Origin of the sequence: Frankia alni ACN14a (genome assembly GCF_000058485.1) — a bacterium.
In the GTDB taxonomy this organism is placed as follows: domain Bacteria; phylum Actinomycetota; class Actinomycetes; order Frankiales; family Frankiaceae; genus Frankia; species Frankia alni.
This window is the reverse complement of the sequence record NC_008278.1, coordinates 123,736-148,886: the sequence shown is the minus strand read 5'-3', so window position 1 is coordinate 148,886 and position 25,151 is coordinate 123,736. Positions and strand designations below refer to the sequence as shown.

25 protein-coding genes and 1 tRNA gene are annotated in these 25,151 nt (G+C 71.6%); 12 read left to right on the top strand and 14 right to left on the bottom strand.

From position 1 onward, the window contains the following. Positions 1-69 precede the first annotated feature (69 nt). The 5 genes from FRAAL_RS00710 to FRAAL_RS36300 all read right to left on the bottom strand — a co-directional run bounded on the left by FRAAL_RS00710 (position 70) and on the right by FRAAL_RS36300 (position 3,469). Positions 70-804: an SDR family oxidoreductase gene (locus tag FRAAL_RS00710; RefSeq protein WP_011601416.1), complete on the bottom strand. Its 735-nt coding sequence runs from the start codon at positions 802-804 to the stop codon at positions 70-72. A 168-nt stretch (positions 805-972) separates the two neighbouring features. Beyond that, a complete protein-coding gene (locus tag FRAAL_RS00705) occupies positions 973-1,587 on the bottom strand; it encodes a methylated-DNA--[protein]-cysteine S-methyltransferase (protein ID WP_011601415.1) in 615 nt (204 codons plus the stop codon). Then, complete coding sequence (locus FRAAL_RS00700; protein WP_041938627.1) at positions 1,584-2,075, bottom strand: RNA polymerase sigma factor; 492 nt, start codon at positions 2,073-2,075, stop codon at positions 1,584-1,586. The genes FRAAL_RS00705 and FRAAL_RS00700 overlap by 4 nt, the downstream gene beginning before the upstream one ends. Positions 2,076-2,171: 96 nt before the next feature. After that, complete coding sequence (locus FRAAL_RS00695) at positions 2,172-2,978, bottom strand: SAM-dependent methyltransferase (protein ID WP_231861770.1); 807 nt, start codon at positions 2,976-2,978, stop codon at positions 2,172-2,174. A gap of 269 nt (positions 2,979-3,247) precedes the next feature. Beyond that, complete coding sequence (locus FRAAL_RS36300) at positions 3,248-3,469, bottom strand: hypothetical protein (protein ID WP_157891939.1); 222 nt, start codon at positions 3,467-3,469, stop codon at positions 3,248-3,250. Between the two features lie 1,157 nt (positions 3,470-4,626). On the opposite strand from FRAAL_RS36300, the gene FRAAL_RS00685 reads away from it, so the two are divergent. Next, positions 4,627-5,754, top strand: a complete 1,128-nt coding sequence (locus FRAAL_RS00685) for a substrate-binding domain-containing protein (RefSeq protein WP_231861443.1) — start codon at positions 4,627-4,629, stop codon at positions 5,752-5,754. Positions 5,755-5,865: 111 nt separating this feature from the next. Then, complete coding sequence (locus FRAAL_RS00680; RefSeq protein WP_011601408.1) at positions 5,866-6,663, top strand: SAM-dependent methyltransferase; 798 nt, start codon at positions 5,866-5,868, stop codon at positions 6,661-6,663. A gap of 27 nt (positions 6,664-6,690) precedes the next feature. Here the strand turns inward: FRAAL_RS00680 and FRAAL_RS00675 are convergent, their stop codons facing one another. Beyond that, a complete protein-coding gene (locus FRAAL_RS00675; protein ID WP_041938625.1) occupies positions 6,691-7,560 on the bottom strand; it encodes a Sco1979 family transcriptional regulator in 870 nt (289 codons plus the stop codon). 251 nt (positions 7,561-7,811) lie between these two features. Between FRAAL_RS00675 and FRAAL_RS00670 the strand changes: the two genes are divergently transcribed. The 7 genes from FRAAL_RS00670 (at position 7,812) to FRAAL_RS30095 (ending at position 11,428) form a co-directional block, all read left to right on the top strand. Continuing rightward, positions 7,812-8,558, top strand: a complete 747-nt coding sequence (locus tag FRAAL_RS00670) for an ABC transporter ATP-binding protein (protein ID WP_041940019.1) — start codon at positions 7,812-7,814, stop codon at positions 8,556-8,558. Further along, positions 8,555-9,409: an ABC transporter permease gene (locus FRAAL_RS00665; RefSeq protein ID WP_157891938.1), complete on the top strand. Its 855-nt coding sequence runs from the start codon at positions 8,555-8,557 to the stop codon at positions 9,407-9,409. The genes FRAAL_RS00670 and FRAAL_RS00665 overlap by 4 nt, the downstream gene beginning before the upstream one ends. A 259-nt stretch (positions 9,410-9,668) precedes the next feature. Beyond that, positions 9,669-10,121, top strand: a complete 453-nt coding sequence (locus FRAAL_RS00660; RefSeq protein WP_050996954.1) for a DUF8758 domain-containing protein — start codon at positions 9,669-9,671, stop codon at positions 10,119-10,121. A gap of 8 nt (positions 10,122-10,129) precedes the next feature. Then, the gene (locus FRAAL_RS32590; RefSeq protein WP_157891937.1) at positions 10,130-10,459 is read left to right on the top strand and encodes a DUF8757 domain-containing protein; all 330 of its coding nucleotides are present in this window, start codon (positions 10,130-10,132) and stop codon (positions 10,457-10,459) included. Positions 10,460-10,511: 52 nt separating this feature from the next. Continuing rightward, entirely contained in the window at positions 10,512-10,931 is a 420-nt protein-coding gene (locus tag FRAAL_RS31100) for a helix-turn-helix domain-containing protein (RefSeq protein WP_011601402.1), read from the top strand. Beyond that, positions 10,813-11,256, top strand: coding sequence for a DUF488 domain-containing protein (locus FRAAL_RS35940; RefSeq protein ID WP_372666238.1), 444 nt, complete (start codon positions 10,813-10,815; stop codon positions 11,254-11,256). Before FRAAL_RS31100 ends, FRAAL_RS35940 begins: the two co-directional genes overlap by 119 nt. 4 nt (positions 11,257-11,260) lie before the next feature. Continuing rightward, the gene (locus FRAAL_RS30095; protein WP_011601400.1) at positions 11,261-11,428 is read left to right on the top strand and encodes a hypothetical protein; all 168 of its coding nucleotides are present in this window, start codon (positions 11,261-11,263) and stop codon (positions 11,426-11,428) included. Positions 11,429-11,564: 136 nt separating this feature from the next. On the opposite strand, the gene FRAAL_RS00645 is transcribed toward FRAAL_RS30095, so the two are convergent. From FRAAL_RS00645 to FRAAL_RS00625, 4 genes are all read right to left on the bottom strand, one after another. Beyond that, a tRNA-Glu gene (locus FRAAL_RS00645) sits at positions 11,565-11,637 on the bottom strand. Between the two features lie 118 nt (positions 11,638-11,755). Then, positions 11,756-12,661: a hypothetical protein gene (locus FRAAL_RS00640; protein WP_041938623.1), complete on the bottom strand. Its 906-nt coding sequence runs from the start codon at positions 12,659-12,661 to the stop codon at positions 11,756-11,758. 542 nt (positions 12,662-13,203) lie between these two features. Further along, positions 13,204-13,410: a developmental transcriptional regulator BldC gene (gene bldC / locus FRAAL_RS00630; protein ID WP_009741343.1), complete on the bottom strand. Its 207-nt coding sequence runs from the start codon at positions 13,408-13,410 to the stop codon at positions 13,204-13,206. Positions 13,411-13,562: 152 nt separating this feature from the next. Next, positions 13,563-14,393 carry a DUF8083 family protein gene (locus FRAAL_RS00625; protein ID WP_041938621.1) on the bottom strand — a complete coding sequence of 277 codons (831 nt, stop codon included), beginning with the start codon at positions 14,391-14,393 and terminating at the stop codon, positions 13,563-13,565. A gap of 315 nt (positions 14,394-14,708) precedes the next feature. On the opposite strand from FRAAL_RS00625, the gene FRAAL_RS00620 reads away from it, so the two are divergent. Next, a complete protein-coding gene (locus tag FRAAL_RS00620) occupies positions 14,709-15,779 on the top strand; it encodes a Leu/Phe/Val dehydrogenase (protein ID WP_011601396.1) in 1,071 nt (356 codons plus the stop codon). Positions 15,780-16,133: 354 nt separating this feature from the next. Continuing rightward, complete coding sequence (locus tag FRAAL_RS00615; protein WP_011601395.1) at positions 16,134-16,340, top strand: DUF3073 domain-containing protein; 207 nt, start codon at positions 16,134-16,136, stop codon at positions 16,338-16,340. A gap of 602 nt (positions 16,341-16,942) precedes the next feature. Here the strand turns inward: FRAAL_RS00615 and purM are convergent. From purM to FRAAL_RS00595, 3 genes are all read right to left on the bottom strand, one after another. Then, entirely contained in the window at positions 16,943-18,169 is a 1,227-nt protein-coding gene (gene purM, locus FRAAL_RS00605) for a phosphoribosylformylglycinamidine cyclo-ligase (protein ID WP_011601393.1), read from the bottom strand. Next, positions 18,166-19,917: an amidophosphoribosyltransferase gene (purF, locus tag FRAAL_RS00600; RefSeq protein WP_041938619.1), complete on the bottom strand. Its 1,752-nt coding sequence runs from the start codon at positions 19,915-19,917 to the stop codon at positions 18,166-18,168. The genes purM and purF overlap by 4 nt, the downstream gene beginning before the upstream one ends. A gap of 227 nt (positions 19,918-20,144) precedes the next feature. After that, on the bottom strand, positions 20,145-20,957 hold the full coding sequence (locus FRAAL_RS00595; RefSeq protein ID WP_011601391.1) for a sterol carrier family protein: 813 nt from the start codon (positions 20,955-20,957) through the stop codon (positions 20,145-20,147). 116 nt (positions 20,958-21,073) lie between these two features. Here FRAAL_RS00595 and FRAAL_RS00590 point away from each other — a divergent pair, with 116 nt between their 5' ends. Beyond that, positions 21,074-24,757, top strand: a complete 3,684-nt coding sequence (locus FRAAL_RS00590) for a sacsin N-terminal ATP-binding-like domain-containing protein (protein ID WP_011601390.1) — start codon at positions 21,074-21,076, stop codon at positions 24,755-24,757. A 14-nt stretch (positions 24,758-24,771) separates the two neighbouring features. Here the strand turns inward: FRAAL_RS00590 and FRAAL_RS00585 are convergent, their stop codons facing one another. Next, entirely contained in the window at positions 24,772-25,059 is a 288-nt protein-coding gene (locus FRAAL_RS00585; RefSeq protein WP_011601389.1) for a DUF2530 domain-containing protein, read from the bottom strand. Between the last annotated feature and the right edge of the window lie 92 nt (positions 25,060-25,151).

Sequence of the window (25,151 nt, the reverse complement as noted above, 5' to 3'; positions counted from 1 at the left end):
CTGCTACTGTGCCCACTCGAAGCGTGATGATTCGCCATCGCGGAAGGCGCCCAGCGGGAACTCGCCCGTCTACCAGGCCACCGCGCCGCGTCGGTCGAAGAACGTGCCCGAGGCCGCGTCCGCGGGCAGGGTCGCGGCCCGGACGACAACCTCCGACGCCTGCTCCGCGGTCAGCGGGGCCTGCTCCCTGTTGACGGGCGTCAGGTCGGTCTGCACGAAACCGGGGCAGACAGAGGTGACCTTGATCGGTGTGTCGGCGAGCTTCTTGGCCAAGGCGATCGTGACGCTGTTGAGCGCCGCCTTGGAACTCTGGTAGGCCGGCACGACCATCGAGTAGTACGGCGATGCGGAATCGGCCTGGTCGTGGAGCGAACCCATCGTCGTGGAGACGTTGACGATCCGTCCGGCCTGGCTCCTGCGCAGCAGGGGCAGGAACGCCTCAGTGACCGCGACCGGGCCGAAGACGTTGGTCGCGTACGTCTCCTTGAACAGCCTCAGGGAGGCGAACTCGTGCTGCTCTCCGTCGGTGGCCTCGGGCAGGACTCCGGCGTTGTTGACCAGGATGTCCAGCCGACCGTCCAGTTCCAGGACCCGGTTCGCGGCCGCCTCGACGCTGTCGGGCGATGTGACGTCGAGCATCAGCCCCTCGGCGTCGTATCCCGTCGTCCTCAGGTCGGCCGCAACCTTGTCGGCCGAGGCCTGGTCGCGTGCGGTGACGATGACCCGATGGCCGAGGCGGCCGAGGGCCTGCGCGGTGGCGAAGCCCAGCCCGCGGTTGCTTCCCGTGACGAGTGCGACAGACATACGTGTCCCCTCCGAGGGTCGGCACGCCGCCGTGGCGTCGGCGGCGAGAGCGCCGGTGCGTCGCTCACCCGGAAGACGCCGGCACCGGCCAGAACGTGAGGTGTTGGTCGCACCCCGGACTCCGGCACTCCAGGGATCCGGGGATCCTCGGCCGGCGGCTCGCCGTCGTCAGATCGCTCCTTCGAGCCGCAGGAGGGTCCGCTTGGCGTCGTCACCCCCGACGTACCTGCCGATCCCACCGTCGCTGCGCACCACGCGATGGCAGGGGATGACGACGGGCAGCGGATTCGTCGCGCAGGCCGTGCCGACAGCCCGGACCGCACGCGGGCTTCCGGCCAGCGCGGCCACCGCCGCGTAGCTGGCCGTGCCGCCGTACGGGATCTCCCGCAGGTGCTCCAACACCGTGAGCCGGAACCTGGAGGCAAGCCGCAGGTCGAGATCCACGTCGAAGCGGTACCGGACCCGGGAGAAATAGTCGTCGAGCTGCCCGGCGACGGCGTCAAGCCGGCCACCTGCCTTCAGCAGGCGAGGACTGATCCGCTCGGCGAGGGTCGCCAGGACGGTGTCGTGGCCCTCCACCTCGTACGCCACCCGCACCAGGCCCCGGCGGGTCGCGACGAGCAGGAGCCGCCCGACCGGCGCATCCACGGTGCGGTACACCACGTCGAGCAGGCCGTCTCGCTCCGCCTCGGCCAGCAGCCGCAGACGCAGCCGGCTCAGATCCACCTCGGCGCCGAGCACAGTGGCCAACGGGTCGAACTCCGGACTGTCCTGACCAGTCATCGTGACCGTTCCTCCTGCGCCGAAGGGCCGAGCAGCATGCTCCGCAGCGACGCGATGCCGTCGGCGCCGGCTCGCCGCGCGGACGCCGGGTTGCCGCCGAGCAGTCGGGCGACCTCGGTGTACGGGAGGCCGGCCAGGAAGTGGTAGGCGACGGTCTCCCGTTGCTTGCGAGGAAGTCGCCGCAGGGCGTCCCAGAGGTCCAGGCCGGCGTCGCGTTCCTCCCACCTGATCGTCTCCGGGAGACGCTCCGTCGGCGCGGGACGCCGCGACTGGGCACGAAGCTGATCGATCGCCTTGTTCCGGGCGATCGTCACCAGCCACGCCTCGACGTTGCTGCCCGGCGCCAGCTCCGGGTAGGCCCGCAGCGCAGCGAGAAACGTCTCTGACCAGGCGTCCTCGGCCAGCATCGGCCCGACGACGGCCCAGCAGACCCGCAGCACCATCGGCCCGTAGCGTTCGACGACGACCTCGAACGGTTCTCGCCCCATGCCAGGAGAACGCCTCACCCGGCCCAAGTGTGAGCCGACGACGCAACGCGACGCGACGTGCTGGCCGCAGCCGGCAGCCGGCAGCCGGCAGGACGGTTACGGCTTTCGGCCGACTCCGCCGAAGATGTGGAGCGGCTGCGGCGCCGGGCCGGGCGCGGGCCGCCAGAGGGGGGTCGAGACCACGCCGGGCTCGGCGAGCTCGAGGCCGTCGAAGAAGGACGTGACCTGCTCGGGGGTGCGCAGGTTGTAGGGGTGCCCGTCCGCCTGGGTGATCTCGATGGCCTTGTCCACGTCCTCGCCGTGGGTGCCGTCGTTGAGGGCGAGGTAGCTTCCCGGCTGCACCCCGTCGAGCAGCCGCTTCACGATCGCACTCGCCTCGTCGTTGTCGGCCACGTTCCCGACGATCCCGAACATCACGAGGGCGATCGGCTGGCTGAAGTCCAGCAGCTCGGCGGCCTGCGCGAGAATCGTGTCGGGGTCGCGCACATCGGCGTCGACGTAGGCGGTCGCGCCGCCGGGTGCGCTGGTCAGCAGCGCGCGGGCGTGCACCAGCACCAGCGGGTCGTTGTCGACGTAGACGATGCGGGAGTCCGCCGCGATCCGCTGCGCGACCTCATGGGTGTTGTCGGCGGTCGGCAGGCCGGTGCCGATGTCCAGGAACTGGCGGATACCCACCTCGCCCGCGAGAAAGGTGATCGCTCGGACCAGGAACTCCCGTTGCGCGCGGGCGACGTGCACGATGTCCGGGTAGACCTCGAAGACCTTGTCGCCCAGCTCCCGGTCGGCGGGGAAGTTGTCCTTGCCCCCCAGCCAGTAGTTCCAGACCCGAGCGGAATGCGGCACGCTCGTGTCCACCCGCGACCATGCGCTCTGCGCCTGCTCGTCAGCACCCATATCGCTCATCATGTACCACCGGTCGCACACCGCAGCCAGGAGACCCGGTCGGTTCCTGCCGGGAGAACCGGTGCGTCGTGCGCGCCCCCCGGGGTTGATGGGGACTCCGCCCGCACCGACCGCGAGTACGGCACAGTCAGGCCGTGCAGGTGCCGACGTCGAACCGTTCGATGAGGAGGCGCAGGTCCTTAGCCGAGGTCCTGCTGTCGGGGGACCAATGCGGCCTCAGTGAAGCGCGACTGATGACGCGGATTCGAGCGCGCCCTCGGCGGCGAGCCCTACCCGTCAGCACCGGGACGGGCCAGCAGAGCCTGGAGTTCACCGAAGCCGCGTCGGCTTCCCTCGTGACAGCCAGCCTCGACCAGGGCGTCAACGTCGAGGTGCTGCGGCCTGTCCTTGACATCGTCCGCCGGCAGATCGCCGCCGACGACCTGGTCGCCGGGGGGCGCCACGCTGACGCCCACGCCGACAGCCGCCGTTGCCGCCAGCGAGCTGACCATCCTCAGCCTCACTGACTACCAGGCGATGTACGACATCTTCGACCCGGCCACTGGGAGTTCGTCGCAACCCGGTGCGCTTGCCAGCAAGGTCCTGGTCAGTCTCAGTTCGGACACACCCGATGCCTCCCGGGAGGCATCGGACTGGGCAAGCCAGGCACAGAGCGAGCCTCGTGACAGGAGGCGTGATGGTGCCCGCTCCCACCGTGGGCGGCCCCGGGGCATACGACTTCCCAAAGCCGTCAAAGCACACTACGACCAGGCCATCGCCGCAGGCCGCGACACCGAGAACTGGACTGTTCTCTACGAGATGCCAAAAGCTGGATACTGAAAACCGTCCGGAACGGGCTTACCATCAGGCCACGTAAGCTTGCGCACCTGTTGCAGACCTCCGCATCGGCCCAGAAAAGCAGCCTCGTCGACATCCTCGACGGGTTCCGACGGGTCCGAGAGTGGGGCGAGGAGCACGACCGGGCGCGCCGGGATCTTGCACGGCGGCGGCTCAGGCGACGTCGCGACGACGCTCGGCGTGGGTGAACGCGAGGAACTCGTCGAGCTCCTCGTCGGAGTCGGACCAGGACCAGGACCAGGACCAGGACCAGGACCAGTCTATGGCAGCGTCTAGGTCGCGGACTGTGACCGGCTGTAGTCAGCCGAAACCGTCGCCTGATCGCGCACACCGGCAGACATCGGGCACCCAGCGTCTTCAGGGCGTTCTCTCACCTGCCGGGCCAGGCCGGCTACAACAAGCTACTACGGCCAGCGATACCGCTGGTCAAGGGCATGACTGGGCTGGTCGCGGCGGACAGTGAATTCTGGTTCGACAACCACTGGAGCAGCGATGCGACCACCGTGCCGGGCGGAATGTCGCGGCCGACGGTGCGGCACGTGGAGCTGGCCGGCTCCGGCTACGGTTACTGCGCGTCGAACTCTCGATTCTGCCGGGGGTTGAAGCTGTACGGGGAATTGGCACCTCGTGCCATCCCACCCTCAGCGGTGTGGAATCCTGACGATGGGCGGAGACTGCCCGCCGTGATGTCAGGAGCATCGCAAGCCCGACGTTCTCACCGTGGGTGCCCGCATCTTTCGCAGTGTTGAGGAGATCTGGACTGGTGCGAGTTTCAATATTTTGCCGCCGCTGGGCGGCGGGGTGCGCCGCGGTGCTGGCGTTCAGCCTGACCGCGTGTTCCGGCTCGTCCGGAGGGTCCGATGGGGTGAGCCCATCGGCCACGGGGTCCGCTGCCGAGTCGAGTTACGCGACGCCGCTGAAGGGGATCTGCCCGTCCACGGTCGTCATTCAGGCGAACTGGTGGCCTGGCCTTCCCGACGGGTACCTGTACCAGCTTCTAGGCCCTAACCCGACGATCGACGTGAGCAAGAACCGAGTTGAGGGACCGCTGGGTGCTACCGGTGTGAGGCTCCAAGTGCGCGCCGGCGGGCCGGCGACGGGTTTCCAGCCGGTGACCTCGCTGCTGGCTCAGGACGATAGCATCCTGGCCGGCTATGTGGGAACGGACGAGGCTGTGCAGGCCTCCGGGGGGCGGCCGCCGGTCGCCGTCTTCGCGCCCTACGAGAAGTCTCCGCTGGCGCTAATCTGGGGCAACCCGGCGTGGAACTTCACCAACGTCGCCGAGATCCGCCAGTCGGGCGCGACGGTGTTGGCCAGCGCGAGCGGGACGTCTTTTCCCGATGTCTTCGTCCGGGAGGGGTCGCTGACCAAGTCCCAGGTCGACACCTCCTATCAGGGGTCCCCGGACCGGTTCGTCGCCGCCGACGGCAAGATCGTGCAGCAGGCTTTCGTCACCAACGAGCCCTACCTGCTCCAGCACGACGTCAAGGCGTGGGGCAAGCCGGTGAAGCACCTACTTCTGCAGGACGAATACCCTGCGTACATATCCGCGTTGGCCGTTCGGCCGGACAAGCTGTCGACCCAGCGCGCCTGCCTGGCCAAGCTGGTGCCGCTGTTGCAGCGGGCGCAGCGGGACTACGTCGCTAATCCGGCGCCGGTGAACCAGCTCCTGCTGAAGGTCGTCAGTACGCTGCACACGGGCGGATTCACCCTCTCGTCGGGGCTGCTCGCGTACGGCAACGCCACGCAGAAGCAACTCGGGTTGATCGCTGACGGTAGTGACGGAGTGCTGGGCAGCTTCGACACGGCCCGGGTAGGGAAGCTGATCGGCCGGCTGGTCCCGGTCTTCACTGCGAAGGGCAGTACGCCGAAGGCGGGGCTGGTTCCTTCGGACCTGGTGACCAACGAGTTCCTCGACAAGACGGTGGCGTTGAAGTAGGGGACGCCAGCGGCGACGGAAGAAGGGCGCCGTCCGGGGCGGGGCCGCCCCGGACGGTCCCTATGATGAGCATCGGGTCCTTGTGACCACGCGGCGAAGGGAACGTTACTCATGAGCGACGCTTCGACACCCGTTGTCGACATCACCGTGCCGCACTCGGCGCGGGTGTGGAATTATTGGCTGGGCGGGAAGGACCACTATCCGGTGGACCGCGAGTTCGGCGACCGGCTCTACGAGTTGCTCCCCGAGATTGTGCAGATCGCCCGGCAGGCTCGGGCCTTTCTCGGCCGCGCGGTCACCTACCTGGCCGGTGAGGTGGGTATCCGGCAGTTCCTCGACATCGGTACCGGCCTGCCGACGGCCGACAACACCCATGAGGTAGCGCAGCGGATCGTCCCCGACTCGCGGATCGTCTACGTCGACCACGATCCGCTGGTCTTGGCGCACGCGCGGGCCCTGCTGGTCGGCACGCCCGAGGGGGCTACCAACTACGTCGATGCCGACGTCCGCGAGCCGAAGAAGATCCTCCAGGCCGCCCGCGAGACCCTGGACTTCACCCAGCCGATCGGATTGATCATGCTCGGGATCATGGGAAACGTGGCCGACCTCGACGAGGCATACGCGATCGTGCGCGAGCTGTGCGAATCCCTGCCCGCCGGCAGCTATCTTGTGTTCAAGGACGGCACCTACGCCGTGATGGGCGAGGACCGTGCCGACGCCATCCACGATCTCCACGAGCACGAGAGCTTTCCGTACCACATGCGCACCCCCGAGCAGGTGGCCCGTTTTCTCGACGGTTTCGAACTCGTCGAGCCGGGTCTGGTCTCGACGCCGTTGTGGCGGCCAGGCCCCTCGGCCGAACCGCCCCGGGCGATCGACGACCTGTGTGGCGTCGGCCGGAAGCCCTGACTTCCGCCTTTCGGTCGGAAGCGGGCGTCACGCGACGTGCTGCGAGGCGATTTTTTCGATGACCTTTGCCGTGTCGTCGGGCGTCGTGCTCTTGAGCACCAGATTGTCCATGGCGAGCGTGTAGCGGGTGACGTCGTCCGGCTTGTCGAGATATACGGCGCCCGTGAGGTGCTCCAGGTAAACGACATCGGTGATGTCCGGCTCACCGAACCGCAGAATGCTGAACGCGCCCCCTTCGGCGGGGTGGGGGCCGACGTTGAATGGAATCACCTGGATGGTGATGTTCGGGTTCGCGTTCAGGGCGATCAGGTGTTCGAGCTGGCCTTGCATGACGGCCGGCCCGGCGACCGAGCGCCACAGTGCCGCCTCGTCAATGATCGCCCATACCCGGGGCGGATCTGGCCGGTCGAGAATGGCCTGCCTACTTATCCGCGCCTGGACCCGACGTTCGACGGCGTCGGCGCCGTCCACCTGGCGAGCTCCGGCCATGACGGCGCGGGCGTAATCCTTGGTCTGGAGGAGGCCGGGGATGAATTGAAGCTCGTAGGTCCGGATCAGGACCGCCGCTTCCTCCAGGCCCAGGTATGGCTGAAACCACCCCGGCACCACGTCGGTGAAACCCTGCCACCAACCGGGCTCGTTAGCCTGACGGGTGAGTTCGAGCAGCGGCGAGCGGTCCCTCTCGTCCGTGACTCCATACAGTGTCAGCAAGTCGGCCACATCGCGTTCCTTGAAACTGACCCGACCCAACTCCAACCGGCTGATCTTCGAATCGGATGCCCGGATGCTGTAGCCAGCATCCACCCGGCTAATGCCTTTCGCTTCGCGGAGTCTCCGCAACTGCGTGCCCAGTACAATGCGGCGCACTATCGGCCCGCCTGCCCGTTGCAGCGTCATTCCCCCGCCTTCATCCGGCCACGTTCTCTTCAGCGTACCGGATGATGATGGAAGTCAGGTAGCCGGGTTCACCACACAGCGCCGGGACAACCGAGCTGGCGGCCCTCGCTCCGGGACTGTTTCCCGGCCCTGACACCGGGACGACGTCAGGGTGCGCCCGGTAACGCCCCGTGCCAGCGGGCTACGATTCGGTCAGAAAGGACGCCGACAGGTCGCCGACGGCCCGGCTCCGGGCCAGGAAGGGAGAGCCGATGCCCATTACGCCGGGGATCGCATTGGCATTCGACGACGTGGGAAAGACCTTCCCCGATGGCACTGACGCGTTGCGGGGAGTGTCACTTAAAATCGCCGACGGCGAATTCGTGACGGTGGTCGGGCCTTCGGGTTCGGGGAAATCCACGCTCTTGCGGATCGCGTCGGGGTTGACCGAGCCCTCCAGTGGGACGATTGCCGTTGGGCCCAACGCCCCTGGCTACGTTTTTCAAGATCCCACGCTACTGCCGTGGCGCACCGTTGAGGGCAATGTCGGCCTGTTCGCCCAACTCGACCGCGTGCCGAAGAAACGGCGGCGCGAACTCGTGGCCGCGGCAATCTCCCTCACCGAGCTCGAGGGATTCGAGCGGCACCGGCCCACGGCGCTGTCCGGCGGCATGCGGATGCGGGTCTCGCTCGCCCGGGCGCTCACGGTGCGGCCGTCGCTGTTCCTTTTCGACGAGCCGTTCGGCGCGCTCGACGAGATCACCCGGCAGCGGCTCGGCGAGGAGGTGCAGCGGCTCCACGCCCGCGAGCGGTTCGCGGGCCTGTTCGTCACGCACTCGGTCGTGGAGGCGGTCTGGCTCGCCAACCGGGTCGTCGTCCTGTCAGCCCGACCGGGGCGGGTCCTCGCGCAGGTCGACGTCCCGTTCGCCTACCCGCGGCCCGCCGACCTGCGCTTCGACGCCGCCTTCGGCGACGTCGCCCGGACCGTCTCGGCGGCGCTGCAGGAGTCGTTCACATGACGGCGACTGCCCGGGCACCGCTCGCGGCCCCGGCGGCCGAGAGCCCTCGCCGCCCTGGCCGCCTGCACCGCACGGCCCGCGGGGCCGGGCCGCCGCTGGTCGTGCTGGCCGCCGTCGTCGGCGTCTGGTACGCCGTGACCTACCTCGCGCTGGCCCCCCGCCGCCGCTTCCTCCTGCCGCCGCCGCACGAGGTCGTCACCGACGGCTTCGGGGACTGGACCACCTTCCACGAGACCCTGAGGGGACTGGGCGCGACGGCGAAGGTCGCGCTCGTGGGGCTCGCCATCGCCGCCACCCTCGGGATGGTCTTCGCCGTGCTGATGAGCCAGGCAGGCTGGGTCGAGCGGTCGTTCTACCCTTGGGCGGTGGCGCTCCAGACGATCCCGATCCTCGCGATCGTGCCGCTGATCGGGTTCTGGCTGGGATACGGATTCTGGTCCCGTACCGTCGTGTGCGTCCTGGTCGCCTTGTTCCCCATCATCACCAACACCCTGTTCGGGCTCCGGTCGACCGACGCCGAGCAGCATGACCTGTTCACGCTGCGCCAGGCCGGCCGGTGGGCAAGGCTCGTCCACCTCGAGTTCCCCAGCGCCCTGCCCGCGGTGTTCACGGGGCTGCGTATCTCCGCCGGGCTGTCGGTCATCGGCGCGATCGTCGGCGACTTCTTCTTCCGGCAGGGGCAGCCGGGCATCGGCAGCCTCATCGACGACTACACCCAGCGCCTCCAGTCCGCACCGCTGTTTGCCGCGATCATAGTGTCCTCCCTGTTCGGCCTAGCGCTGTTCTGGCTGTTCGGACTGGCCGCCCGCATCGCCGTCGGCTCCTGGCACACCCCCCGCCGCCGATCCTGACCCCCATCGACGCCGACACCGTGTTCAGCGAGCAGCTCGCGGAACGGACGGACTCCGAGATCGTCGCCGTTGCCCCCGGGCAGCATCGCTACCGGCGCATTCCCCGACCCACAGCCACCACGTGACGACCAGCAAACAAGTCCAAGGGATCGAGCGTCAACTTCTACCCGATCGACACGAAAGGACTACATAGAGGCGTGCGGCATGTGATCGTCGCTATGTGGGTCACGACGGGATTGCGCATCATGGTCGCATCCGGATGACCGTGCTCGTGACGGTGAAGGCGTACCCGACCGTCTCGGACAAGTACGGCGAGGCAGTGTGTGTGGCGGGGATCCGGACGGATGTGATCCCCCACGAGTGGGTTCGGCTGTTTCCGGTGCACTTTCGCGATCTTCCTCGCGAACAGCAGTTCCGGAAGTGGGAGTTCATCGAGCTCGAAGCCCGACGCGGATCGGAAGACCGACGACCCGAGAGCTATCGGCCGATCCTTGACACCATTCAGCGAGGGAGGTTCATGGAGACGGGGAAGGACTGGGCGGAACGCCGCTGGCACCTCGAACCGTTCCTCCAGCCCAGCGTCTGCGGCCCTGGTGGCGTCCACGAGCGTCGTCGCGCCGACAACACCTCACTGGCCGTCATCGAGCCGCGCGAGGTCTTCGACTTCTCCGTGGAGCCGCGGCCGGTTGGACCGCGAGCCAACGTGGCGTGATCGACCAGATGCGTCTCGGTGAGCCCGAACGCAGCCGGGAGTCTCTGGAGGAGCTGCCGTTCAAGTTCCGCTACCGGTACTACTGTCAGGTGAGCACCTGTAGCGGCCACCGCCACTCGATCATCGACTGGGAGATCGGGCAGGCATACCGCTCCTGGCGGGCCCGATACGGCGACGAGCAGGTCCTGGGCAAGATCCGCCAGAAGTGGTTCAAAGAGCTCGCCAGTCCGAAGCGGGACACCTACTTCATGATCGGAAATGCTCACCAGTTCCCCAACTCGTTCATGGTCCTCGGAGTCGTGTGGCCACCAGCAAGACCCCAGCTATCCCTCTTCTGACCCGAGCAGAGTTTCCTTTACCACTTTGATCACCGAGGGTAGGCTACCGAGCGTGCCTGGACGAACCCGCGAAGAAGACCGGCCCAACGTCGATGCCGGCCGTCGGCTGGGTGCCCATATCCGTACACGGCGCGAGGAGCTCAACCTCAGTCGTGCCGCGCTTGCCGAAGCAGCCGGCATCTCTCCGGTGACCCTGGCACGCATCGAGCAGCAGCGGACTGTCAACCCCCGGCTGTTCACGGTTGCCGCCCTTGCCGCCACGTTCGACACCACCCTTGACGACCTCCTCGCGGCCGCCATGGCACCCCGAGCGGGTCAGTTCGTGTCGGTCGGCTATGAGGGCCGCACCCTCGATGCTTTCGTCAGCTACCTCCTTGACTGGCGGGTCGGGCACCGTCGCGGACATCCGCCTCAACGCCGTCAGCCGTCGCCCTGGCTTCAGCAAGACCCGCCTACGCGATGCCCTCCATGAAGCCGGCATCGACTACCTGCACCTACGCGCGCTCGGCAACCCCAAGCACAACCGCGAACCGTTTCGCACCGGCCGCGTCGATGAAGGCTGCCGCGTCTACCGACAGCAGATCGACCATCCAGACGCCACCCAGGCGCTCGACCTCCTCGCGTCCCGCGGTCGCGAGCACCCCACCGCCGTCCTCTGTGTCGAGCATGACGAGTCGGCCTGCCACCGCCAGGTCGTTCTCGACCTTTTGCCCCGACTTCCCAACGTGGCCGCCGGATCGGTGACCGGCCCTCGACGCAGCCTCGGCCTCAGCCCGTCAGGATCTGATCACACGTGATCAGTTGGCCGATTCCGATGAATGTGGCGGCGATCAGGAGGACAACAAGATCTACGTGAAGTGCCTCGACGGGGAGGAGCTGCGGATGAGAGGCCGGATCGAGAAGACCCTCGGCTGGAAGCCGGCCGGCCTTGAGCAGAGGGGCGGGCCAGGCGAGCCCGACCAGACGTAGCCGCCGAATTTCGGCGCCAGTTCGGCGCGGACCACCGGAGTTCACCAGCCCGAGCCGGACACAGCCGGCCGGTCCCAGGGGATACACCAGACCACAGTGCCTGGTAGGCGGGCACTTGAGGCTGGTCGACGAGGTGTGCCCCCAACGGGATTCGAACCCGTGCTACCGCCTTGAAAGGGCGACGTCCTGGGCCGCTAGACGATGGGGGCGCGGTGACGATCACAGCCGGGGCGGAGCAGGCGCTCAGCCACATCGTCGATCGTCTGAAGCACTGCAAGCATAGGGGATGGCCAGGGCAGCCGACAAACCCGTCCGCGCTGGGTGCGGTCAGGGTCTGCCGGCGACATGGGCGCGCAGCGCCGGGCGCGGGTCGGCCCAGCGGTAGCGGGAGTGGAAGAACGCGCGCACCGGCCGGCCGCCGATCGCGATCGAGTGGGTGATGCGCACCCTGCCGGCGTCACCGCCTGCGTCGGCGAGGTCGAAGGACATCGTGACGTCGTCGGCCCGCTCCAGCGGGGTGTTCGGATCGTAGACACGCAGGGTCACCGCCGTGTCGACCTGGGTGTAGGCGTAGGCGAGAACCTGGTGGTTCAGGCCGAGTTTCAGGGGATCCGCCGAGTGGACGGTGATGACGCCGATCGGGGCGAGCCGGCCGGAGTCGAGATCGAGCCGGATCCGCGGCCACTCGTCGGCGAGGCTGCGGCGGCCGACGCCGAGGCGGCCCAGCGCGCCGCCGGGCCGCCCCGGAACAGACCCGGAACGGTTGGGGACAGAGCCGGGACCGTCAGAGGTGGAGCCGCGAGGGTCAGAGGTGGAGCCGCGGCGGTCCTGCCGGCCAGTGCCGGGCCACCACGCGACCCCGCGGCGCGGCTGGGGGTAGGTGTCGGCGGCCCGCATGAGGCCGTAGTACCGGGCGACGCCGCGGGGCAGGTCGAAGCTCGCCACCAGGCGGCGCACGAGGTAGCCGTACAGCGGGGAGCCCCGCCGGGGCGACTCGACGTCGGGCGGCGCGGCGAGGCCGGCCTCGAACAGGTCGCGCACCGCGAAGATCATGCCGCCGCACAGGCCGCGGCTGGCGTCCCCGATCCCGAGGCCCCAGGGGAGGCCGGGCAGCCGCAGGGCCAGCAGTGGCTGGACGTCGAAGCTGTTCGTGAACCGGAACGCGCTGACGCCGGGCCGGAACCCGGGCACGGCAGACCGAACCACCCAGTTCTGGGGGCGGTCACGGTCCATGGTGCAGCCCCTCGCCCGACCCCACACCACCTGGCCAGACCAGGCGCCGGGTGCCGGTCATCGTTCGGTGAACGCGCGGTCAGTACACGGCGGTCAGTACACGGCAGGCGGTGCGCAACGCCGCAGTCGGCGCACCGCGCCGCCAGGCCGCAACGGCCCCGTCCGACGTCGTCGCCGCGTGCGCCGAGGCCGGCGGACGGCCCATCGGGCCGTCCGCCGGTTCCCCAACAGGTCCACCCTGCGCCCTCCCGGTGCTCAGGTGGCCCTTGACGCGGACGTCGACGCGAACCGGACCCCGCCCGACGGCCTCCCCGCCGGCCGGGCAGCCCGGCATTCGGATCTTCACACTTCCTTTACGTCGCGTGGCCCCAAGGTGGGGGCCCGGACCGGCCGGCTTGCCCGGTTCTCAACCGAACGGACAGCCTTTCGGACCTTCGACCCTGTTCCACGAGGTCGGACCACCGACACCCTCGCAAGGGCAGCGACTGCCGCCCGGACGAGGGAAAGGAGGTGCTTCCGGCTACGCGCCGGGTTGGCGCGATCTAGATGTCGCCTCCGATGCTCGGGACCCCCTTCAGCAGGGCACGCACCTCGGCCTCCCGGTACCGGCGGTGCCCACCAAGGGTCCGAATCGACGTCAGCTTGCCGGCCTTCGCCCACCGGGTCACGGTCTTCGGATCAACCCGAAACATCGTGGCTACCTCGGCGGGCGTCAGCAGCGGCTCGGCGTCCGGCGTTCGTGTCGTCATTGTGTTGGCCTCCCGTCACAGAGCGTCGCTCCGTCCCATACAGATCGTGCATCCTTCGGGGGCATTTCGGACATGGCACGTCAGGACCATCTGCTGACTAGTCACAGCTCGTCCGAAGCGGACGGCAACTCTCAGTTAACGGAATGCGTCGATCAGCTTGCGGATTCCCGCGCCTGCAAGGGTCTCCACCTCATCAGGACCCGTTCGTAGGCTTCGACCGCTAGGTCTGTTCGCCCACGGCGTAACGCGCTGACAGCCTCGACGATGTCCTCTACCGAGCTGTCGCGCCGAAGCATGTCATCGTCGAGCAGGTCAACTAGCCCGTCGTAGTCCAGTTCGACCCTGCTCTGCGGATGGAAGGACCCCAGCCAACGGGCCAGATCGCCGATGCCCTCGACCGCGGGGGCCTCGCTCGAACCGCCCCGCAGCGTCTCCACCGCCTCCACCGCGCGGCTCGCCCGGCGCCGGGCCAGGCTCATCGTCGTCCGGTAGATCATCGACCGTTCGGCGGTGTCCCCGGTCACCAGCGACCGCTCGGCCGGGTCGAACAGCAGGAACCACGGCGGCGGGACCATCCAGGTGCACGTCTGGACGTGGACCTTCAGGCTCGGCCGGCGGGCCTTCCAGCGGTCCAGCTCGATCTCGGCCGGCTCGGTGATCCGCCGCGGCAGGAACGCCTCGGCGACCCGCTCGGGCATCAGGCCGCGAAACTCCAACGCCGCCTGCCACACCCGCAACTGGGTCGACCACGGGCAGACGAACATGAGCCCGTCGATCCACTGCACGAACGCCGACTCGTCGGCCACGTCGAGGGTCGGCCGGATGGTCGCGACCAGGGCGACGGCGCGCTCCCGGCGCGAGCCGGCCCGCCGGGACGGCGGCCCCGCGGCCGCGTAACGCTGCCAGCGCCCCCGCTCCGCCGCCGGGAACGCCGCGAGCGGCTCGTACACGCGCAGGTACGCCGCGGGCGAGACGACGGCCATCTCAGCACCCACAGACCGCGTCCGGCCCCGGGCCCGGCCACGCGCGGGCGGTGGGCGGCCCACCTCGTGGGGCGAGCCCGGTCGCGCGCCGCAGCACCGCGGACGACACCCACGCGGATGCCCTGGAACCTGGCATGCCTCGATCCTGGCACGTCCGCACGCAAGCCGTGCGCGCTACCGGGGCCATAGGGTTCGCCAGGACCCGGCCGACACCGCCGCCCGCGCCCAGCCGGCCACCGACCCGCAGGTCCGCCTGGCGGACGGCGCCGCGACGGTCCGGGTCCCAAGCCGGGTCCGTCCCCCAGGAGGTGCACCATGACGTCGTTGTTCGACGCCGTTCGCGACCACGAACAGGTGCTGCTGTGCTCGGACCGGCGTGCCGGGCTACGCGCGATCATCGCGGTCTACTCGACCGCGCTGGGCCCCTCCCTCGGCGGCACCCGCTTCCACCCCTACGCCGCCGACGACGACGCGCTCGCCGACGCCCTGGCGCTGTCCCGGGCGATGGCCTACAAGGCCGCCTGCGCGGGGCTGGACCTCGGCGGCGGCAAGGCGGTCATCATCGGCGACCCGGCCCGCGACAAGTCCGAGCCGCTGCTGCGCGCCTTCGGCCGCCACATCGCCTCCCTCGGCGGGCGCTACATCACCGCCTGCGACGTCGGCACCTACGTCGACGACATGGACGTCATCGCCCGCGAGACGCGCTGGGTGACCGGGCGCTCGCCGGCCCACGGCGGGTCGGGCGACTCCGGCGTGCTGACCGCCTACGGGGTCTTCGAGGGCATGCGCGCCGCCGCCCGGCACCGGTGGGGGACGGCGGACCTCGCCGGGCGCCGGGTGGGGATCAGCGGCGTCGGGAAGGTCGGCCGCCGCCTCGTCGGGCACCTGGTGGAGGACGGGGCCTCGGTGATCGCCGCGGACGTCGACCCGGCGGCCCTGGCCCGGCTGCGCGCCGAGTTCCCGACCGCGCAGACCGTGGCCGACCCCGACGAGCTGTTCGACCTCGAGCTCGACGTCTACTCCCCGTGCGCGCTCGGCGGGGTGCTCGACGCCGAGACGGTCGGCCGGCTGCGTGCGGAGATCGTCTGCGGCGGGGCCAACAACCAGCTCGCCACGCCCGAGATCGGCGGGCGGCTCGCCGAAGCCGGGGTGCTCTACACGCCCGACTTCGTGGTCAACGCCGGCGGACTCATCCAGGTCGCCGACGAGATCGAGGGATATTCGCCGCAGCGGGCCCGGGCCCGGGCGGCCCGGATCTTCGACACCACCGCCGAGGTCCTCCGCCTCGCCGAGGACGAGGGCGTGACGCCGACGAGGGCGGCCGAGCGGCTCGCCGAGCGGCGGATGGCCGAGGTGGGCCGACTGCGGGGGCTGCTGCTGCGCTGACTCCTACCGGCCGCACCGGGTCGACCGCGGCTGCGGCGGGTGACACGGCCGGCCCCGGAGGCCGGGCCGCGGCACGTCCGCGCAGGTCAGGACGATCGAGGGAATGTGACGGTGCGCACACCTCGGCACGGCGGGTCGCGCCGCATGCGAGCCGGTGAGCGGCCCTGATTCCCCGTTCGAACCCGCCGGACAGCAGGCCTCACGGAGCGCTTCCGATCGTGGACATCTTGTCCGAGGACAGGCAACTGTCGGGTTGGCGTGCCGAGAAGCCTCCGGTCCCTGTAGTCTCGGGAAGCACGAGACAGTGAGAGCACCGGGGCGGGTCCCCGTCGTCATGTTCGAGGGGGTCGAGCCATGGGGCGCGGCCGAGCTAAGGCCAAGCAGACGAAAGTCGCCCGCGAGCTCAAGTACAACTCGCCCAATATGGATCTCGACCGATTGAAGGCGGATCTGGGCGCGGGCTCGACGCGCGAGAACAACAGCGACGACGCGTACGTAGATGACGATTACGGATACGACGCTTACGCAGATGACGAGGACGACCGCCGTTCCTCCCGCTGACATAGCGTCACGTCGGTAGCCGTCCCGCCGCGGCAGGCTCACCCCGGCGGTCGTCGCCGATGGTGGCGGCCCGGGCTTCGGTCCGGGCATCCACCGCCATGTCGTGCTGCCTCCGTGCAGGCGCGATGGCGCTGATCGTCGTGCCCGTCCTCGGTGCGCGGCCGAAACGCGCAGCGTTACTCTCGCGTGCGCCCCGACGTCGTGGGGTGCCCCCGGGACCACCGCTGCGATACGCGCCGATCATGCGGCCGTCGACACGCGGCCGCTCTCGCGCGGGCGCGCAACGACCGATAGTGCTGCCGACCGAAGCAGCCGGACGGTGTCGTGGACCGTTGGCGCCGGTGTAGGCGCAGTCCGATGGCCCGGCTGGGCGAGCTCCTCGCCCGCCGCGACATGCGCGGGCGGCGCACCCGCAACGAGACTCGCGCGGGCGGCTCGCTGCAGCGACACGCGCCTGCGGCTCGGGCCGGGCGACATCCACCGCGGCCCCGCCCTGCCGGCGACCCCGCTTCGGCGGGGGCGTCGCCCGGGCCGGGCGCCGGCCGGACGCCGGCCCGCCGCCGCGAACCGGCGCAGGCCGGCGACGCCCGCCGGCGAGCGGCTCAGGCCGGGTGCCGCCCGATCAGCCGGGCCCGAGGCGCGGCGTCCACCCCCGGCCCGCCGGTGGCCGCCGCCTGACGCACCCCGGCGCCCTCGCGCTCATCGGACTCCCCGGCGGGATGGTTCCCGTCGGCTGCGGCCCCGATCTCGCCGACGACCCACGAGGGCACCTCCCGCTCCGCGAGCAGCGCGAGGGCCGCGGGTACGACGTCGGCCGGCAGCACCGCAACCATGCCGATGCCCTGGTTGAAAGTGCTCTCCATGTCCGACTGGGCCACCGCGCCGCGCTCGGCGAGCAGGCCGAAGATCGCCGGGACCGCCCAGGACGCCCGGTCGAGGGTGGCCACCAGGCCCGCGGGAATCACCCGGGCGATGTTCGCGGCGAGGCCGCCGCCGGTGATGTGGGCGAAGGCGTGCACCTCCACCGCCGCCGCCAGGGCCAGACAGTCCCTCGCGTAGATGCGGGTCGGGGTGAGCAGGGACCGGCCGAGTGTGTCCCCCAGTGCGGGGACGTATGACCTCAGACCCGCCGCAGCGGTTTCGGAGACCCCACCGGGCTGGCCAGAATCGACAGGACCGAACAAGATGTGCCGTACGAGCGAAAAGCCGTTGGAGTGGATGCCGGATGATGCCATCGCGACCACCACGTCCCCGGGCCGGACCCGCTCCGGCCCGAGCACGCCGTCGGCCTCCACGACCCCGACCCCCGTCGCGGCCAGGTCGTAGTCGTCGCTACCCATGAGCCCGGGGTGCTCGGCGGTCTCGCCGCCGACCAGCGCGGCGCCGGCCTGCTCGCACCCGGCCGCGATCCCCGAGACGATCTCGGCGATCCGTGCGGGCACCAGGGCCCCGCAGGCGATGTAGTCGAGCAGGAACAGCGGCTCGGCACCGCAGACGACGAGATCGTCGACCACCATCGCCACCAGGTCGATGCCGACCGTGTCGTGCGTGTCGAGGGCGCGGGCAAGGGCGATCTTGGTGCCCACGCCGTCCGTGGACGAGGCGAGCAGCGGCTTCCGGTAGCGCGCCGTGTCCAGGGCGAACAGGCCGGCGAATCCGCCCAGCGAGCCGACCACCTCGGGGCGCGTCGCCCGCGCGACGTGCCCGCGCATCAGCTCGACGGCCCGGTCCCCCGCGGCGACGTCGACTCCCGCGGCTCGGTACGAGGCACCCGAGGGCGTCGACGCCGGGATGGCAGCCTCGGCCGGGATCCGTTCGGCGCCGTTCATGCCGGCCTCGCCCCGGCCGGCTGGCGCCGCTGCGCGCTGCCGGTCAGGTCCACGCCGTCGGTCAGGTCGGCAGCATCGGTCAGGTCGGCAACATCGGTCAGGTCGGCGGCGTCGGTCAGATCGGCGGCATCGGCGAGGCCGGCGGCGTCGACCAGGTCGGCGTCGACCAGGTCGGCGTCGTCATGGTCGTCCGGGGACGGATCGCCCCCGTTCATGCCGAGCGTCACCTCCCGACGCATCGCCTCAGCGATCATGTCCGCGGTCGTCTGCGCGCCGGCCATCGGCTCCAGGCGGTGCTTGCCCAGTTTGTCGGACTCGGTCAGCGGCACCGGGTAGACGCCGTCGAAGCAGGCCCGGCAGAGGGACCCGGCCGGCTGGTGGGACGCGGCGACCAGGCCCTCCAACGAGACGTAGGCCAGCGAGTCCGCGCCCAGCGAGGCGCGGATCTCCTCGACGCCGGCGTCGCTGGCGATGAGCTCGTCCCGGGTGGCGAAGTCGATGCCGTAGAAGCAGGGCCAGCGCACCGGGGGCGAGGAGATCCGGATGTGGACCTCGGCGGCGCCGGCCTCGCGCAGCATCCGGACCAGCGCCCGCTGCGTGTTCCCGCGCACGATCGAGTCGTCCACGACGACCAGGCGGCGGCCCTCGATGACGTCACGAAGCGGGTTCAGCTTGAGCCGGATCCCGCGCTGGCGGATCGTCTGCGACGGCTGGATGAAGGTGCGGCCCACGTAGGAGTTCTTGACCAGGCCCTCCCCGAACGGGATGCCGGACTGCTCCGCGTAGCCGACGGCGGCGGGCACCCCGGACTGCGGCACGGGGATGACGAGATCCGCCTCGACGGGCGCCTCGCGGGCGAGCTGGCGGCCCACGTCGACCCGCGTGGCGTGCACCGAACGGCCGGCGATCGCCGTGTCCGGGCGGGCGAGGTAGACGTACTCGAACAGGCAGCCGTGCGGATTCGCCTCGGCGAAGCTCCGCGACCGCACCCCGTCCGCGTCGATGACGATCATCTCGCCGGGCTGGACCTCGCGGACGAAGGTCGCGCCGACGATGTCGAGGGCGGCCGTCTCGCTGGCGACGATCCACGCCCCGTCCGGGTGGTCGTCGAGACGGCCGAGGACGAGGGGATGGATGCCGTGCGGGTCGCGGGCCGCGTAAAGGGTCGAGGCGTCCGAGAAGACCAGCGAGAAGGCGCCGGCGAGCCGGGGCAGCACGGCCATCGCCGCGTCGGCGAGGGTGGGCCCGGGATGGTCGGCGAGCATCGCGGTGATGAGGTCGGAGTCGGTGGTCGCGCGCAGCCGGTCACGCCCGGCGCCGAGCCCCCGCGCGAGTTCCACGATGTTGGTGAGGTTGCCGTTGTGGCCGAGCGCGATCGGGCCGCCGAAGCGGGCCGTGCGGTAGGACGGCTGGGCGTTCTCCCAGGTGGAGGAGCCGGTCGTCGAGTACCGGGTGTGCCCCACCGCCACGTGGCCGCTCAGGCTGGACAGGGTGATCTCGTCGAAGACCTGCGCGACGAGGCCGAGCTCCTTGAACACCACGACCGTCCGGCCGTCGCCGACCGCGATGCCGGCTGCCTCCTGGCCGCGGTGCTGCAGGGCGTACAACCCGTAGTAGGCGAGGTTCGCCACGTCCTCGCCGGGCGCCCAGACGCCGAAGACGCCGCAGGCATCCCGGGGACCGGGATCATCGGACAGCTCGGACCCCGCTGCGGGGGTGGCGCCAAAGCGGGCGGCGACGTCTGGCACCAGGACTCCTCGACTGGTCAGGGACACCGGAGAAATGCGGAGGGTTACGCGCGGGACCGCGTCCACGCCGGCCCGTCCTCACTCGTGACGAGACGTGGCGGACCGGTTCCGGCCACCGCCTCGACCGGCAGCTACCTCCCTCCACGCTAGCAGCGACGACGCACATCGGCCCTTGCCTCGCGTGCCGGCCCCAGGCGCCGCAGCCTCCCCCGCAGCTCACCCTTCCGTCACAACAGCGGCAGGTGGCCGCTCAGATCGGCCCGCTCGCCGCTGGCGGAGATGCGCCCGTCGGCCACGGCGTCGGCCCACGCCAACCGCCCCGCGCAGAGCAGGACGAACGCGACCGGCCCGGCCTCGACGACGTTCGGCGGGGTGCCGCGGGTGTGCCGGGGCCCCTCGACCACCTGGACGGCGGCGAAGGGAGGCACGCGCAGCTCCACCGTGTGACCGGGCACCCGGTGGACGAACAGCTCGGCGAACAGCCTCGTCACCACCTTCAAGGCGGGCCGCAGCGGCTCGACGCCGAGGTCGAGCCCGTGCACCACCGCCTCCACCGCCCGGGTACGCAGGAACTCGGTCAGCAGCATCGGGCCACCCGGGGTCGCGACCACCGGGTCGCCGTCGGTGACCCGTGCCAGCGCGGCCGCGGCCGCCGCCACCTCGCCCGCCAGCCCCGCGCGCATCTCGGCCGGTCCGGTCCGCGCCGCCAGGGCCCGGGCGGTGTCCGCGATCGCCTCCGCCCGCGCCCCGGTGCCGGTGAGGTAGTCGACCGCCGCGACCGGCCGCGTCGCGGTGGCGGGCATCGTGGCCGGACCGTCCACGGCCACCGGGGCGAGGGCCGTCGACAGCGCGGTCGCGGACCGGCCGACGTGCATGACCAGCTCTCCGACCGTCCAACCGGGCAAGACGCTCGGTGCGGCGAGCGCGCCGTCCGTCAGATCGGCCACGGCGCCGGCGAGACGCTCCCACTGGGGCACGACGGCCGCGGCGAGCTCGGGCAGCGCCGCCGAAGGGTCCAGGCGGCGGGTGCGGGCGGGCATCGTCCCATCCTGCCCGGTCGGCCCGGTCCGAGCGGTGACGGTCCGACCACGCCCGCCGCGCGATCCGGGTCAACCCGCTCCCGCCGTGGGCGGCGTGGGAAGACGAGGATGGACGGGTGTCAGTGACCGCCGCACATGCTGCGGCAGATGTGTACGGGACCGCGGCGATCCGGCGGCGGGTGCTCGACGCCTGGATCGCCTCGCCGGCCCGCTTCCGGGAGGACGCCAACGCGGAGGAGGACGCCGCCCTCGGCGCCTACCACGACCGACTCGTGGTGGAGCTGCTGCAGAACGCAGTCGACGCCGCGGGCGAGGCCGGCGTGCCGGCACGGGTGCTCCTGCGGCTGAGCACCGATCCCACCGCGCCGCAGGCCGGGCCCGGCGGCCTGCTGGAGATCGCCAACACCGGGGCGGCGCTGTCGGCCGCCGGTGTCGAGGCGCTGTCGACCCTGCGGGCCTCGACCAAACGCGACAGCGCCTCCGTCGGCCGGTTCGGCGCCGGTTTCGCCGCGGTCCTCGCGGTGACGGACGAGCCCGCGATCGTCTCCCGCGGCGGTCCGGACCCGTCGGCGACCGGCGTGGCCTGGTCGAGGACCCGGGTGATCGAGGCCGTGACGGCCCTCGCCGCACCGGTCACCACGCCGAACGGTGGTGACGTAACCAGCGGCGACGTAACGAATCGCGACGCAACGAATCTCGGATCGCCTCTCGATGTTCCCCTCGGCCTCGACCCTCTCGGCGACGGCGACGGCGACGGTGTCGGCGACGGCCAGGCGGGGCGCCTGGGCGAGGAGCTCGCCCGGCGCGAGGGCGCCGTGCCGATCCTTCGGCTGCCGTTCACGATCACCACCGGGCCGCCGCCGGAGGGCTACGACACCGTGGTCAGGCTCCCGCTGCGCGACGGCGCCGCGGCGGCGCTCGCGCAGGAGCTGCTGGCCGGACTCGATCCCACCCTGCCGCTGGTGCTCGGTGGCCCGGGCGAGATCGTCGTCGACGTGGACGGCGCCGTGCGGACGGTCACCTGCCACTGGCTGCGCGGCGGGCGGGACGGCGGGCGGGGTGCGACACCGGCGGGCAGCGTCGGGCCGGCGGCGGACACTTCGGTCACCGAACGCGTCGAGATCGCCGACCTGAACGGCGAGCGGTGGCGCGGGATCGCGCGCAGCGGCGTGATTCCCGCCGCCCTGCTCGCCGATCGTCCGGTCGAGGAGCGGGGACGGACCGGTTTCACCGCCCGGGTGATGGTCCGTGACGGCGGCTGGCCGGACGACGTGGCCCGGGTGCTGCGGGCGCCGCAGCCCACCGACGAGCCCCTCTCGCTGCCGGTGCTGGCCAGCGTCGAGCTGCCGCTGGATCCGTCCCGACGGCACACCGTCGGCGGCCCGCTGCGTGATCGGCTGACCGAGGAGCTGGCCGCGGCTGCCGTGCTCCTGGCCGAGTACCTCGGCACGGGGCTGGAGCCCGGCGGGCGGGGCGAGCCGGGCGGGCAGCCGCCCGATCCGCTGGCCGCCCTGACCCTTGTCCCGACGGGGCTCCCCCTCGGCGAGGTCGACGGGCGGCTGCGCGAGTCCCTGCTGCGGCTACTGCCCGACTCGGCGCTGTTCCCCGGTGCCCTGCGCGGCCGGGACTGCTCGGTGGCCGACCTCGGCCCCGCCACCGACGCCGTGACCGAGCTGCTGCGCGCCCCCGGGCCCCCGGCCGACCCCGCCGGTCAGCTCGATCCCCCCAGCCCGGCCGACGCGATCGCCGCGGGCGATGCGGCCGCGGGCACAGATGCGGCTGCGGGCGGGGCTGACCTGGTGGCGGGCCTGCTTCCGGCGGCCTACGCCGCCCGGCGGTGGCGCACCGCGCTGGACCTGCTCGGCGTCCGGCGAGTGGACAGCGCCGCGCTGGTCGAGCTGCTGTCCGGGGTCACCCGCCCGCCGGACTGGTGGGGACGGCTCTACCCGCTGCTGGTCGCGGCACCGGACCGGGACGCCCTGGGGGCACTGCCGGTGCCGCTTGCCGAGATCGGCACGGACGGGCCCGACGCGGCCGACGCGCTCGCCGCCCCCGCGTCGGCGGGGCCGACCGGCGACGGCCTGCGGACCCGCATGGTCACCGGCCCGCGCGGCACCCTGCTGCCCACCGCCGATCTGGACATCGTCGCCCTGGTGCGCTCGGGGCTGCCGCTGCGGGTGGTCCATCCCGACGCCTGTGCCGGCAGCGCCCGCGACGCGCTGCGCACCCTGGGCGCCCTGGAGGGCACGCCGGCCGGGGTGCTGCGCGATCCGGCCGTGCGCGAAGCGGTACTCGACGCCGATCCGGACGACCACCCCGACGACCTGTTGGCGCTGGCCGCCGCCGTGCTCGCCCTGGTCCGCGACGCGGGTGAGGAGCATCCGGCGGAGCTCGGCTGGCTGGAGGACCTGCTGCTGCCGGCCGCCGACGGCGAGTTCACCCCCGCCGGGGAGCTGCTCGTCGAGGGGGGTCCGCTGGACCGGGTGCTGGCGCAGGACGCTCCGTTCTCGACGCTGTCGCCCGAGGTCGCCCGCGCGTGGCCCGCGCAGGTGCTGGAGCGGGTCGGCGTGCTGCACTCGTTCGGCGTGCTGCGCACCTATGACCTGCCGCTCGACGCCGACGAGCAGATCCTGCTCGATCTCGACGACAGCGACGTCTGGGTCGACGACGTCGCGGCGGACGATCACGGCGGCGCGCCGGGGGGATCGGCGAACCTGCGCCGACCACCGGCGGGAGGGCCACCCGCACCAGCCATGATCGGCGTTTTCGTCGCGGTGCGCGACCTCGAACTCGTCGACCCGGCGGCCTGGCCCGAGGCGCTCGTCGAGCTGGCCCGTCCGCCGCTGCGCGAGGCCGTGTTCGCCCCCGAACCGTCGTACACCCGGTGGTGGCTGGCGCGCCACGCGGTGCTGCCCGTGGCGGGCACCGGCCGGGTGCTGCCGCCGCGCGAGCTGCTGCTGCCCGCCGCAGATCCGCTGCTCGCCGGCCTGTTCGCGCCCGCCGCCCCGCTGGCCGGCGTCGACGACGAGTTCCTGCGCCACCTCGGCGCCCGGCTCACCCTCGACGACGTCCTCGGCGACCTCGGCGCGGTCATGGACCTGCTCGACCGGCTGGGCGACGCCGACCGGGACGTTCCCTGGCCGGCGGCGCGGACGCTCTACATCGCCGCGGTCGACGCCGTGGCCCAGGTGCTCGCGACACCGGACCGGTCCGCGGGCGGCGAGCGGTTCGACCCGCCGCTGACCGTGCGAACCCCCGAGGGGGTCGTGCCGAGTGGGCAGGCCGTCGTCGTGGACGCGCCCGACCTGCTGGGCCTGCTGGGTACCGGTCGGGGCGCGCTGCGGCTGCCGCTGGACCGTGCGGCCGAGGTCGCCCACGTCCTCGGGGTGCCGCTGGCCACGGAGATCGCGCCCTGCGAGATCGCGGCCGACGAGGCCGACGCCGACGAAGCTGGAGCCGACGAAGCTGGAGCCGACGGGGCTGGAGCCGACGGGGCCGGGTGGGGCCCGGACGGACCGGACGGCGAGCCGCGGCGGGCGCCGGACGGCACCCCGTACCGCGTGCACCGCCCGCTGCTGGTCGAGGACCTGACCGGCCGGTCGACGAGGGTGCCGTGGCGCGTGCTCGGCGGGATCGGCGGCGAGGTGCACGTCGATGCCGATGCCGGCCCGGACGCGCTGGCCCGGGCGTTGGCCTGGCGGGGCGGCCAGTGGGACCGGCGGCACGCGCTCGCCGCGGAGCTGCGCGACCCGGCGGGCGCGGCCTTCCGCGCGGCGGAGGACGATCTCGACGAGACGTGAGCGGCGAGGGCCGGCTATCCCTGCCGGCCCCGCAGCCGGTTGCGGCGGCGGATCACGATCCACAGCCCGGCGAGCCCGAGCCCGAAGCCGCAGATCGCGGTGGCCAGCCACCACAGATGGCCGTCGTCGCGCAGATCGCCGAGGAACACCAGCATGACCAGCGCGGCGACGGCCCACAGCACCGTGCCGACGGCGACGGAGACGACGCCGTCGTAGGGCAGGGGCTGGGGCGCCGGCGGGTCGGTCGAGGCCGGCCCGGCGGCGATGCCCGCGGCGGGGTCGCTGTTCGCTGACGCACTCATCCCGCCCGACGGTACCCGGCGCCCGTGGGCCGGAACCGCCGGGACGCCCCCGCTCGACCGGAACGCGGCACCCGAGCCCGGTCCTGGGCATT